We start from the raw sequence: 13,521 nt of genomic DNA, 5'->3' as shown, positions 1-13,521 counted from the left end.
GCCGAACCCCGTTTACCTTGCGCGCTAAACTTGAAGACTTTAGTCCTCCTCTTTGCCCCGAATATCATCCCGCCTTCCGGAACACTTCATATCGCTCTTCCAGGAATTCCTTATTCGGCTTGAGACGGTTTGCATTGGGCACGACAGCAAGGCATGCATTGTGGCATTCCTGCAGGCCGTGCATCAGCATGGGGCCGTCGGATTCATCGAGCACATCCTTTCGAATCTCATTTACCAAATCGGGGCGGATGCCGAGGATGTAACTGTCAAAAGCACCGTGATGGAATTTGCCTTTGGAGTGCGGCCCGCCCCGGGCCGCTTTCCGCCGTTCAAACCGCCACGTTGCCGGACCCTTGCAATCATCGTCCCTCTCAAAGCGGTCCGGGGCGGACCGCACTCCAAAGCGATAGCGGATGACACCGTCGTCGCTGAGTTTATCCTCGAAGGGTCGGGGCTGTCCTTCGACGATGGGGACGGTTGTAATAGGGGAAGAAAGTTCAAAGTCCAAAGTTCAAGGTTCAAAGTCGAAAAGCCAATTTCCAAGGTCAAAACCGGGCATCAGAGCGGGGTCACCAGAGCGGCCTTTGGCCAAGATCGTGCGGGGGAGCACTTCGCCGTGGCGTTTGCATTGTTCGTCCAGGAATTGAAAGGCCTTCAGGCGGATCTTTGGAGTGCGGCCCGCCTCGGGCCGCTTTCAGGGGGGCGCAGCGGGCGAGGGCGCAGAGGCGTGGTGGTTTGACCGAGGGAAAGCGGTCCGGGGCGGACCGCACTCCAAAGCGATAGCGAATGACACCGTCGTCGCTGAGTTTATCCTCGAAGGGTCGGGGCTGTCCTTCGACGATGGGGACGGTTGTAATAGGGGAAGAAAGTTCAAAGTCCAAAGTTCAAAGTCGAAAAGCCAATTTCCAAGGTCAAAACCGGGCATCAGAGCGGGGTCACTAGAGCGGCCTTTGGCCAAGATCGTGCGAGGGAGCACTTCGCCGTGGCGTTTGCATTGTTCGTCCAGGAATTGAAAGGCCTTCAGGCGGATTCCGGTGTCGAGAGTGTCCATTTTTGGAGTTTTAGTGAAACGGCGACTAGAAATGGGGACAGCCCTTGGGACGCGGGACAGTCCCCATTCCTCAAGAATGGGGACAGCCCCTGGGACGCGGGACAGTGGCCATTCTTGAGTTTTCAGGGCCGAGTCAGGGAGAAGCAACGGGTATTATGAGGCGAATTGAGTTGGGATGGCAGGAAAATTTTTGATTGGATGTGGCGATTGTTGGAAATCTGCTGACACAAGCCCCCGCCGCAAAGAGCGCGGCGAGGCTACCAGAGCGGATTGTGCCAAGATCTTGCGGGGGAGGACGTCGCCGTGGCGTTTGCATTGTTCGTCCAGGAATTGAAAGGCCTTCAGGCGGATTCCGGTGTCGAGAGTGTCCATTCTTCAACTCTAGTGAAACGGTGATTCAAGAATGGGGACAGCCGCTGGGACGCGGGACAGTGGCCATTCTTGAATTTTCAGGGCCGAGTCAGGGAGAAGCAACGGGTATTATGGGGGGAATTGGGTGGGATGGCAGGAAAATTTTTGATTGGATGTGGCGATTGTTGGAAATCTGCTGACACAAGCCCCCGCCGGGAAGGACGCCCGGCGAGGCTTTTGGTAGGTGCGCAAATAGGCATTGATCTGAGATTGGAAATTGGAGATTTGAGATCGGCAGGAAACTTCTGTGGGTTCGAGGAATTCAACCGCTAGAAATCCGTTGGCACAAGCCCCCGCCGCAAGAAACCGCGGCGAGGCTACCAGAGCACACCAATGCCTCGGCGGAGGAGTGGGGCTACCAGAGCGGATCCACCCAATGGAATCGGCAGAATCCGGGTCAACACCTAGGGGGCTGAAAACCAATCCGGCGGCGTCTGCGTCGTGGAGGCGCCATCAATTGGCGGATCGCATCGAACACGACTTTAAATTGGGCGTTGTAATTATTTTCCAGGGCCTCCAACTTCCGTGCCAATGCGGCGTGAGAGGTCATCATCTGCCGCAGGCAAACAAAGGCGCGCATGATTTCAATATTCACGTCGACGGCCCGTTCGCTGTTCAACACGCTGGACAACATGGCGACCCCCTGCTCTGTAAAGGCCAGAGGAGCGTAACGACGACCTCCTCGAGCCTGCTTTGAGGTCGCAATTTGCGACCTCAAAGATTCAATCTCTCGGGCCGTCAGTTGAAACAGGAAATCCCCCGGAAACCGGCGCTGGTTTCGTCGCACCTGTTCATTTAACCGTTTCGTGGGAACCCCGTAGAGTTTCGCCAGATCTCTGTCCAGCATCACTTTCTGACCACGGATCAGGTAAATCGATCGTTCGATGCGGTCTACTGGAATCATGGATTGATCGTTGTCCATCATCGCCTCCTCTGGGGGGATTGCAAAGTTCCAAGTTCCAAGTTCAAAGTCCGAAGGGCGAAGCCGGGGTTTAATGCGCGAAGGTCAATTTATCACGGCGTTCGCGGCTGAAATCGCAGTGAGCTAGCTTTGGTAGCCTCCCCGCGGTTTTTGCGGGGGGGGCTTTGGCGTGAAGATGGCAGAACGGCTGATTTTTTGTGGGCTGCACACACAAGCCCCCGCCGGGCAAAGAGCGCCCGGCGGGGCTACCAGAGCATCGCGGAAAGCTTTGGTAGCCTCCCCGCGGGTTTATGCGGGGGGGGCTTTGGCGTGAAGATGGCAGAACGGCTGATTTTTTGTGGGCTGCACACACAAGCCCCCGCCGGGCAAAGAGCGCCCGGCGAGGCTACCAGAGCATCGCGGAAAGCTTTGGTAGCCTCCCCGCGGGTTTATGCGGGGGGGCTTGTGCGTGAAGATGGCAGAACGGCTGATTTTTTGTGGGCTTCACACACAAGCCCCCGCTCCGATTTACCGGAGCGGGTCCACCGAGCGGCTTCCCCCAATGGCAATGGCAGTTCGTATCAAAAGCTACTGGGCCTGGAAGCCGATGCGGCGGCGCCTGGGTTCGGGGGGAGGGAGCAACAGGGGACGGATTCTTTGATACAAATCCCTCAATGCGGCATCATGGTTCAGGAGGTTCTTTTCAATCTCCCTCAACCGCTTTTCCAGGATCTGATTGGAGGTCAGTGCCCGGCGCATTCGCAGAAATGCTCGGATGACATAGATACTCAAGGTGACGGCGGTGTCACTATTCAGTATGTTGGCTGCCATGAGGGCTCCATGTTCGGTGAACGCCAGGGGGAGAAACCGGATGTTCCGTTTCGATGCGGTCACAAATTGTGACCGCATAGCTCCTGCTGGCTGGATCTCCGTCGACCGGGACTCGGAGTTCAGATTTCTCAGCTCTTCATGAGTCAGCCGAAACATAAAGTCCTCAGGAAAACGGTTTGAATTTCTTCGCACGGCCTGATTTAACACTTTCGTTTTGACTTGGTAGATCCGCGCTAAATCTGCATCCAAGATGACCTTTTGTCCACGGATAGTGAAGATTAGCGTCTCGACCTCCTTCACCACAATTTCTGATTTTATTCTCGGCATGGCATAGGTCCTTTAAGGGGGAAAACAGTTCAAAGTTTCAAGTTCCAAGTTCAAAACACAAGTGGGATGACGGAAAGCGGATCTTGGGGTTTTGTACTCGGAACATATCACAATTTGTGACATGTTCGTGATTCCCCGCTTCGTCCGGCATTGGGTTCACCGCGGAGAGGCGGAGGCGCAGAGGATAAAGCAGGGCAGTGATGCCAACTGGATGACGGAAAGCGGTCCGGGGCGGACCGCACTCCGAAAGAGGGCGAAGGGCGCCGAGGGCGCCTGGAGGTTATATCTTGGGGATCTGGGAGACGGTCCAGCCGCCGCCGATGGCTTTGACCAGCAGGACGCTCGCCTGCATGCGCCGCGTGAGCAGATCGACGGCGGTCCGTTCATTCGCGAGCGCCGTGCTCTGTGCGGTGATGACTTGAAGGTAGTTGGTCAGCCCGCCTTTATAAAGCGTGGTCGAAAGATTGAGGGAATGCTCCGCCGCGTCCACCGCCTTGGCCTGCGTCTCCGCTTCTCCCTCCAGCACACGCAGCGCGGCGAGGTTGTCTTCGACGTCTTCGAGCGCGTTGAGCACGGTCTGCCGGTAACTGGCGACCGACTGGTCGTAGGATGCCCATGCCTGCCCGGTGATCGCATGGCGGCGTCCGGCATCGAAAATAATTTGTGAGGCGCTCGCTCCCAGCGACCAGAGGATGCTTGGCCCCTGGACCAGCGTGCCGATGGCGGTGCTTTCGAGCCCGGCAGTCCCGGTCAACGTGACGAGGGGATAGTAGGCGGCTCGGGCCACCCCGATCCGCGCATTGGCTTCCTGGACGCGCCGCTCGGAGGAGGCAATATCGGGACGGCGTTCCAACAGATCAGAGGGAAGCCCAGTGGGAATGGCTGGAGGGGGAACCTTCAGTGGGGCCTGGGGCAGGCTCAGCCCGGACGGGGCTTTTCCGATGAGCACGGCGATGGCGTGTTCAAACGCGGCCCGGGCAACCCCCAGGTCCTGGGCCTGCGCCCGCGTCGTCTGGAGTTGGGTTTCGGCCTGCGTCACGTCGAGCGCCGAGGAGAGGCCGGCGTTGTGGCGGTTTTGGGTCAGCTCAAATGCTTTTTCAAGGGCGGCGATGGTTGAGTTCAAGAGTTCCATCTGGGCGTCCAGCCCGCGCAGTTGGAAGTAGTCGAGCGCCAGCTCAGCGTGAAGAGTGAGGCTGACGGTGGCCACATCGGCGGCGCTGGCCTGCGCCTCGGCACGGCTTGCCTCGACGGTGCGGCGAACCCGGCCCCAAACATCCGCCTCGTACGACGCATCCACAGGAATCACAAGATCGGTGTTATACGTGGTGCTGGAAGTCTTATTGGCCAGCGGACGATTGGCCGATACCCGGGTGGGCGACACCGACAGGCCGCCTGTGACTGTCGGATACTGGGCCGATCGGGAAATGCGAACGGCGGCGCGCGCCTGAAGAAACTGGTCCTGGGCGGCCTTCAACGTGAGGTTCGAAACGTCGATCTGCTCTTCCAGGGAATTCAGTTCCGGGTCCTGGTAAATCTCCCACCACTTGCCTTTCTGAATCGCATCACTGGGCTCGGCCGTCTTCCAGGGGCCCATCTCTTTGTACTGGGCGGGAACGTCGATGGTGGGACGGACGTAGCGGGGTCCGGCGGTGCAGCCGGCGGCGCAGCCGATGAGGCACAGCAGGGCCGCGGCGAAGAATATGCCTCGTGCGGCGCGGTGCCTGGGCTGGAGTAACCCCGTCATCTGGACGTGTCGCATCAGGGCTTGTTCCTTCCGCCCTCGGCCGGGGTAATCCGAACCTCTTCCCCGGAGACCAGCGAGTCGGGGGGATTGTTGATGATCTGCTCCGCCCCGCTCAGGCCGGCCACGATTTCGACCTCGGCCCCAAAATCACGGCCGATCGTGATGGGTTTCAATTGCGCGCGATGGTTGCCATCGACTTCAGCCACCTGCATGCCCTGCGCCTGGAAGATGAGCGCCGTGACCGGCAAAATGAACGTGGGGACATTGCTGGGAATCTTTAAATGCACCTCGGTATAAGCGCCGGGAAGAAGCTCGCCGCGGGGGTTCTCGACGTCGACTTCAACCAGCAGCGTGCGTGAAGCCAGGTCGATGGAATTGGCCGTGCGCACCAGGATCCCTTTGAAGCGCCGTTCGGGAAACTGCGGCAAGGTCAGATCGGCGATGAGGCCGATCCGGGCGTCACGGGAATACTGCTGCGGGACGTTCACGAACACGCGCAGTTTTTGAATCGACGCGATGCGAAACAGCTCCTGCGCCGGGCCTGCATTGCCGGAGTTGATGAGGTTTCCGACGTCGGTATGGCGGGCCGTAATGACCCCGTCGAACGGCGCGTACACCTTCTCGAACGACTGGAGCTGCTCGTAGCGCTTCACACTGCTCTCGGCCGACGCCACCATCGCTTTGCGGGCGACGTAGTCGCTGGCGGCCGTGTCGACATCCTGCTTGGACACTGAATCGGTGTTCCGCAAACTCTCGTACCGCTCGGCCGTCACCTGGGCCAGCTTCATGTTGGCAATGGCGGTGTTCAGGTCAGACCGCGCCTGCTCGAGCTGGGCGTCCACTTCGGGCGTTTCGATTTCGGCGAGCAATTCGCCGGTCTTTACGTGGGCGCCGATGTCGTGGGTCCACTTCTTGAGATAGCCGTTTGTCCGGGCGTAGATGGGGGATTCAATAAACGGTTGCATGTTACCCGGCAGGACAATCTCCTGCTGCGGCGAGCCGCGCTTGGCCTGGATCACCGCCACGGTGGGAACAGCCAGATCGTTGGTTTCAATGCGCAGCGCTGCCTTCGCACGCTCGCGAGGGACAATACCGGCGATTACAATTACAGCGACGATGATGAGGACGACGATAGTGATCAGGACAAGCCGCGTGGTGCTGGTGCGATGGTGTAGTTCGGTCAAGCCAGGGTCAGTCATGAATCCCTCGTTTCAGTTTCGTGCCTGATTTCCTATTCGCTTTGGTAGCCTCGCCACGCTCTTTGTGGCGGGGGCTCTTCGGCGAATTTGATCAAGAAGCTGCTCGGGTGCCGCAGGCATGCGCTGTTGGCATGCCCGCGATTCTCTGGAAAAGAGACCAGGTCAACTCGGTAAAGCACCGATCGATTCTCCCCCACAATTTAACGGCTCGGAGTCTACGCCATCCAGCATTTGACTGAAATCGGCCAAAGGCCCACAGCAAAGGAATCCGCCCAGCAACGTTGGCGGTCCGGGGATCCAAAAGCGATTCGCAGGCATGCCAAGAACGCATGCCTGCGGCACCCCGGGACATTGGAAGTGAATCACGAACCAATTTATTCCACATCCCCAAGCGGTCCGCTGGTGCGATGGTGTAGTTCGGTTAAGCCAGGGTCAGTCATGAATCCGTCGTTTCAATTTCGTGCCTGATTTCCTAGTCGTTTTGGTAGCCTCGCCACGCTTTTTGTGGCGGGGGCTCTTCGGCGAATTTGATCAAAATGTTGCTCGGGTGCCGCAGGCATGCGCTGTTGGCATGCCTGCGATTCTTTGTACAAGAGACCAGGTCAACTCGCCAATGAACCGATCGATTCTCCCCCACAATTTAACGGCTCGGAGTCTACGCCATCCAGCATTTGACTGAAATCGGCCAAAAACCCACAGCAAAGGAATCCGCCCAGCAACGTTGGCGGTCCGGGGATCCAAAAGCGAGTCGCAGGCATGCCAACAACGCATGCCTGCGGCACCCCGACAAATCGGAAGTGAATCACGAACCAATTTATTCCACATCCCCAAGCGTTGTGATGAATTCAAACACAAGCCCCCGCCACAAAGAGCGAGGCTACCAAGGCGAGTCGCAGGCATGCCAAGAACGCATGCCTGCGGCACCCGAGGAACTCTGATGGGAGTAAGAAACCCAATTCATTCCACATCCCCAAGCGTTGTGATGAATTCAACCACAAGCCCCCGCCACAAAGGGCGTGGCGAGGCTACCAAAGCGAGTCGCAGGCATGCCAAGAGCGCATGCCTGCGGCACCCGCATGCCTGCGGCACCCCGGGGGACGATAATTGCGGCACGTTACGAACCCGCAGGTTTCTCTCTCCCGCCGCGGCCATGCAAGATGCTGAAGAAGGCCGGGACAAAAAACAGTGTGGCTGCGGTAGCAAACAGCAGACCGCCGATGACGGCGCGTCCGAGCGGGGCGTTTTGTTCGCCGCCTTCTCCGAGGCCGAGCGACATCGGCAACATGCCGATGATCATCGCCAGCGCCGTCATGAGCACCGGACGGAAGCGCGTGACCCCGGATGCCAGCGCCGATTCCACCGCGTTTTTTCCCTCGGCCAGCCGTTCGCGCGCGAAGCTGACCACCAGGATGCTGTTGGCCGTCGCCACACCCATGCACATGATCGCTCCGGTCAGCGCCGGCACGCTGACAGTGGTGCGGGTGACGAACAGGAACCAGATGATCCCGGCAAGCGCGGCCGGAAGCGCCATCAAAATGATGAACGGGTCCAGCCACGACTGAAAGTTCACCACGATCAACAGGTACACCAGGAAGATCGAGAACACCAGTCCTGCCAGCAGCCCGCTGTAAGAAGAGCGCATGGTGTCGATCTGCCCGCGGACCACGATGTCGGACCCGCGCGGCAGATCTTTTCTGGCTTGATCAATGATCGGGGTCACATCGCGGGCAACGCCTCCCAGATCGCGTCCCTGGACCGCTCCATAAATGTCGATGACCGGGGCGATGTCGTAATGCGACACCTCGCCCAGCTCCGCGCCGCGGTTGAAGGAGGCCAGCCCGGCCAGGATTTGAGGGGGGATCGACGCGTTGGGACTGGTCACGGGCACGTTCTGCAGGTCCTGAAGTGATTGGATGCGGTACTGCGGGGTTTGCGTCGCAATGCTGTAACTGACGCCGGTCCTCGGATCGAGCCAAAACGTGGGCGAAGTCTGAAAGCTGCCGCTGAGCGAGATCAGAAGATTCTGAGCGATGTCGCGCTGGGTGTAGCCGATCTCCTGCGCCTTGGTGCGATCCACTTCGATGTGCAGCTTGGGATAATTGAACGGCTGCTGGATCCTCAGGTCCACCACGCCGGCGACGAACTTGAGTTGGTTCAGGAGCCGTTCGGCCACAGCGCGATTTCCCGCCAGGTTGCGTCCCACAATCTGAACATCCAGCGGCGCCGGCAAACCAAAATTCAGGATCTGGCTGACGATGTCGGCAGGAAGGTCATAGAACGTGATTCCCGGAAAGTCACGGGCCAGGATCACGCGGAGTTTTCTCACGTAATCGGCCGTGGGATGGTGGTCCTTGCTGAGCGATACCAGGATGTCGGCATCGGCGGTCCCGATCGGCGCCGAATTGCTGTACGACAGATTGATGCTGCTATAGGGAAGGCCGACGTTGTCGATGATGCTGACTACTTCTGACGGCGGGATCTGCCGGCGGATGTCCTGTTCCACGCGGTCACACAGCGCCGCAGTCTCTTCGATGCGGGTGCCGGTGGGGGCGCGCAGATGCAGCTTGAATTCCCCGCTGTCGACCCGCGGGAAGAAGTCCTGCCCCAGCCAGGGAAGCAGGGCAAAAGAAAGCGCGCAGGCGGCGAAAAAAGCGACGATGAACGACCTCTGGTGACGGAGACTGGCCTCGAGCGCGCGGTGATAGCTCTCCCTGAAATGTTCAAAACCCCTCTCAAATTTGAGTTGGAGCCGCACGAACGGATTGCGCGACTTCGCGGCCAACGCATGCGCTTCTTCTTCTGTTTGTGAAAGCAGAAGGTACTTGGCCATCGTCACCACCAGCGTCCGAGACAGCAGGTAGGACGCCAGCATCGCGAACACCACGGCTTCCGCCATCGGAACGAACAGATAACGCGCCACACCCGTCAGGAAGAACATTGGGACGAAGACGATGCAAATGGAAAGTGTCGATACAAAGGCGGGCACGGCGATCTGCTGCGAGCCGTCGAGGATGGCCTGCTCCAGCTCTTTGCGCTGATCGAGGTTCCGATCGATGTTCTCGATGGCGACGGTGGCGTCGTCCACCAGGATTCCGACGGCGAGGGCGAGCCCGCCCAGGGTCATGATGTTGATGGTCTCACCCAGCGCGCTCAACACAATGAGCGAGGTGAGAATCGACAGCGGGATGGACACGGCAATGATGATCGTGCTCCTCCAGCTTCCCAGGAACACCAGGATCATGAGGGCCGTCAGGCAGGCCGCGATCAGCGCTTCCCGCACGACCCCGTCGATCGACGCCCGCACGAAGATGGATTGGTCCGAAAGAGGGTGGATCTGGAGTTGAGGAGGGAGTCCCGCCTGGATGCGCGGGAGTTTCTCCTTGATGCCCGCAACCACGGCCAGTGTCGAAGCGGCTCCGTTCTTGAGCGCGACCATGAGGACGGAGCGCTGTCCATCGACGCGCACAATATTGGTCTGCGGCGGATAGCCGTCCCGCACGTTGGCGACATCGCGGACATAGATCGTCGAGCCGTGGACCGCTTTGATGGGGAGCTCGTTCAGCCCCTGGATGGTGGTGGGGGCTGAATTCATGTCCACGGCATATTCGAAGGTCCCGATCTTGGCCGTGCCCGCCGGAATGATCAGGTTCTGTGCGCTGATGGCGTTCACGATATCGCTGGGCGCCAGTCCTTTGGATTGCAGCGCCGCTGTGTTCAGATCAACCTCGACCTGCCGCTGCTTGCCCCCGTAAGGAAAAGGCATCGCCAGGCCCGGTGTCGTCACCAGCGTGGTGCGGATGAAGTTGACGGAATAATCGAAGAGCTGCTGCTCCGAAAGCCCCTGACCCGAAAGGGCGAGCTGTAGGATGGGCACGGTGGAGGCGTTGTACTGGATGACCAGCGGCGGGTTGGTTCCGGGAGGCATCCCTCGCAAGACCGTCTGCGAAATGGCGGTCACCTGGGCCACCGCGTTGGCGATCTGGATGTGGGGCTGGAAGAAGATCTTGACCACGGCTGTGCCATTCAGCGATATCGATTCGATGTGTTCGATATCGTTGACCGTGGTGGTCAGGGCGCGTTCGTAGTTGTAGACGATCCGCTCGGACATCTGCTCGGGATCCATCCCCGCATAGCCCCATAAGGCGCTGACCACCGGGATGTTGATGTTGGGAAAGATGTCGGTGGGGGTGCGGATAATGGCGAACGGACCCAGGATCAGGAGCAGGATCGCCACGACAACGAAGGTGTAAGGTCGGCGCAGGGCCAGTCGAACTATCCACATCGAAGACTCTTGAAGCTCCTTTCAAACAGACCTGTTGAAGCCTGCGGTCCGACCAGGTTTCTTGAGATATCCGAGCCGTGAATTATACACGGAAATGCCAGATCATCCACCTGGCCGCCGAATTTGGAGTGCGGCCCGTCCCGGGCCGCTTTGGTAGGGACATGGAAGTTATCAGAAAAAACGCCAACGGATGCGGAAAGACAGAAAGCGGTCCGCTTTGACAGACCGAATTCCGAAAGGCTTTGGAGTGCGGCCCGTCCCGGGCCGCTTGGTAGGGACATGGAAGTTATCAGAAGAAACGCCAACGGTTGCGGAAAGACGGAAAGCGGTGCGCTTTGACAGACCGAATTCCGAAAGGCTTTGGAGTGCGGCCCGTCCCGGGCCGCTTTGGTAGGGACATAGAAGTTATCAGAAGAAACGCCAACGGATGCGGAAAGAGGGGAAGCGGTGCGCTTTGACAGACCGAATTCCGAAAGGCTTTGGAGTGCGGCCCGTCCCGGGCCGCTTTGGTAGGGACATGGAAGTTATCAGAAAAAACGCCAACGGTTGCGGAAAGACGGAAAGCGGTGCGCTTTGACAGACCGAATTCCGAAAGGCTTTGGAGTGCGGCCCGTCCCGGGCCGCTTGGTAGGGACATGGAAGTTATCAGAAGAAACGCCAACGGATGCGGAAAGACGGGAAGCGGTCCGCTTTGACAGACCGAATTCCGAAAGGCTTTGGAGTGCGGCCCGTCCCGGGCCGCTTTGGTATGGACATGGAAGTTGTCAGAAGAAACGCCAACGGTTGCGGAAAGACGGAAAGCGGTCCGGGACGGACCGCACTCCAAATCACAAGCTGGCGGCGAAGGCGCTGATCCAGGCGGCGAAAAAGGGGTCGTCAAAGCGGTAGCGGAGGCTGCCCGCCGACTGCTCCTGGCGCAAGATGTCACGCGCCAGCAACGCTTCCAGGGACCGTTGCAAGGTGGAGGGGCCACTGCCCACGGCGCGCGCGACCTTCATGGAAAGCAGGCTCACGCCACCCTCTTGCATCACTGCAATGAGGGTCTTCTGCTGGATCGAGGTGAGTTGATTCCAAAGCTGGGTGTAGAAGGGATCGTACTGCCGGATGATCCGGTCGAGTGAATCCTCGACCGCGGCTTCACTCAGGATGCGACCACCCGCCTTTCCCGATGAGGCGCCGGTCAATTGTTCCCAACAGGCATGGGCCAGCAGCTGGACGTTGTAGGGAACCTCCTCGGCCCGATTCAGGATGAGGGCCACCGGATCGCGGGGGCTGGTCTTGCTGCCGCCCCCCTCGATGTGAAAACCGCCCCGCGAGAACTGGGTCCTCAGGAAGCGCTCAAATTGAAGGCGCGGGACCGGTCCCAGAAATCGCACCGAGCCCAGTCGATAGAACGGGCGCGACGCCTCGGTGGTCATGTCGGTCAGCATCCGCGTCTTCGACCCGGCGAAAACATATCCGACGTGGCGGTGTTGCTGGATGGCCGCTCGAAGCTGTCCTTCCGTGGCTTCTCCGCCCAGCTCGATGACCTTCTGAAACTCATCCAGCACTAGACCGGTCGGGCGTCGCGGCGAAATCTCGCCGGCCATCTTCTCGAGCGCGCCCAGGGCGTCAATAAGCATAGTCACCTGGGCGTGGCCTTCCGAAACGGCGGCGCCCAGGTTGACCTTCCACGTCGATTCATTCACATCAAAGCTTAATTCCGGGCGGAGCCGGGAGAAAAACCTTTTGATCAGCGCCCCGGCGCGATCGACGCCTCCCTTGAGGCTTTTTGCGGCATCCGCCACGATGGCACTCACCATCATGTCCAGGGACGGGTATCCTTCGGCGTTGTAGCGAAGCACCACGGCTCCCTGGCGCGTGGCGTGATCACTGGCCGCCTTTAAGATCGAGGTCTTGCCGAATCGCCGAGGACCGACGAGGAAGAGCTTTTCGCCCTTGCGGAGCGCGCCGACGACCTCGGCAATCTCTTCCTGGCGGTCGACCAACTCGCCGGCCCCCAACTCGCGTCCAAATTGGAAGGGATTGTCCATGAAAGGAGGTTATAGCACACAATCTTGCATTACGCAATTATGTATTATCTAATGTTGTATAATGAAGGGGACCCAGCCTGAATTCGGAAATTGGAATAACGGCGATAAGCCCTGCGGAGGCGTCAGGTTTGGTAGCCTCGCCACGCTGTTTGTGGCGGGGGCTCTTGCGTGAAGAGGCAGACCTGCCGATTTCCTGCAATCCGCAGACACCAGCCCCCGCCAGGCAAAGAACGCCCGGCGAGGCTACCAAAGCAAACGCGGCAGAGGCGGTAATTTCTTGAAATCCTCGGACACCAGCCCCCGCCGGGCCAAGAACGCCCGGCGGGGCTACCAAAGCAAACGCGGCAGAGCTGGTAATTTCTTGAAATCCGCAGACACCAGCCCCCGCCGGGCCAAGAACGCCCGGCGAGGCTACCAAAACAAACGCGGCAGAGGCGGTAATTTCTTGAAATCCTCGGACACCAGCCCCCGCCGGGCCAAGAACGCCCGGCGGGGCTACCAGAGCAAACGCGGCAGAGGTGGTAATTTCTTGAAATCCGCAGGCACCAGCCCCCGCCGGGCCAAGAACGCCCGGCGAGGCGACCAGAGCAAACGCGGCAGAGCTGGTAATTTCCTGCAATCCGCAGACACCAGCCCCCGCCAGGCAAAGAACGCCCGGCGGGGCTACCAGAGCAAACGCGGCAGAGGTGGTAATTTCTTGAAATCCGCAGGCACCAGCCCCCGCCGGGCCAAGAACGCCCGG

The 13,521-nt window shown here is 59.4% G+C and carries 8 protein-coding genes; 1 reads left to right on the top strand and 7 read right to left on the bottom strand.

Annotated features, from left to right (window positions below):
- Positions 1 to 64: 64 nt before the first annotated feature.
- The 7 genes from LAO21_20885 to LAO21_20855 all read right to left on the bottom strand — a co-directional run bounded on the left by LAO21_20885 (position 65) and on the right by LAO21_20855 (position 12,779).
- A complete protein-coding gene (locus tag LAO21_20885) occupies positions 65 to 508 on the bottom strand; it encodes a hypothetical protein (protein MBZ5555176.1) in 444 nt (147 codons plus the stop codon).
- Between the two features lie 1,351 nt (positions 509 to 1,859).
- On the bottom strand, positions 1,860 to 2,366 hold the full coding sequence (locus tag LAO21_20880) for an ORF6N domain-containing protein (protein MBZ5555175.1): 507 nt from the start codon (positions 2,364 to 2,366) through the stop codon (positions 1,860 to 1,862).
- Between the two features lie 585 nt (positions 2,367 to 2,951).
- A complete protein-coding gene (locus LAO21_20875) occupies positions 2,952 to 3,521 on the bottom strand; it encodes an ORF6N domain-containing protein (GenBank protein MBZ5555174.1) in 570 nt (189 codons plus the stop codon).
- Between the two features lie 280 nt (positions 3,522 to 3,801).
- Positions 3,802 to 5,265 (bottom strand): efflux transporter outer membrane subunit, encoded by a 1,464-nt coding sequence (locus tag LAO21_20870; protein MBZ5555173.1) that lies wholly within the window; start codon positions 5,263 to 5,265, stop codon positions 3,802 to 3,804.
- A gap of 14 nt (positions 5,266 to 5,279) precedes the next feature.
- On the bottom strand, positions 5,280 to 6,464 hold the full coding sequence (locus LAO21_20865) for an efflux RND transporter periplasmic adaptor subunit (protein MBZ5555172.1): 1,185 nt from the start codon (positions 6,462 to 6,464) through the stop codon (positions 5,280 to 5,282).
- A 1,114-nt stretch (positions 6,465 to 7,578) separates the two neighbouring features.
- Entirely contained in the window at positions 7,579 to 10,746 is a 3,168-nt protein-coding gene (locus LAO21_20860) for an efflux RND transporter permease subunit (protein MBZ5555171.1), read from the bottom strand.
- An 827-nt stretch (positions 10,747 to 11,573) separates the two neighbouring features.
- A complete protein-coding gene (locus LAO21_20855) occupies positions 11,574 to 12,779 on the bottom strand; it encodes an AAA family ATPase (protein ID MBZ5555170.1) in 1,206 nt (401 codons plus the stop codon).
- Positions 12,780 to 13,056: 277 nt separating this feature from the next.
- On the opposite strand from LAO21_20855, the gene LAO21_20850 reads away from it, so the two are divergent.
- A partial coding sequence (locus LAO21_20850; GenBank protein ID MBZ5555169.1) for a hypothetical protein occupies positions 13,057 to 13,521 on the top strand: 465 nt, incomplete at its 3' end.

It is taken from the genome of Terriglobia bacterium, from assembly GCA_020073085.1.
Classification (GTDB): domain Bacteria; phylum Acidobacteriota; class Terriglobia; order JAIQFV01; family JAIQFV01; genus JAIQFV01.
This window is presented reverse-complemented; position numbering and strand designations above follow the sequence as displayed.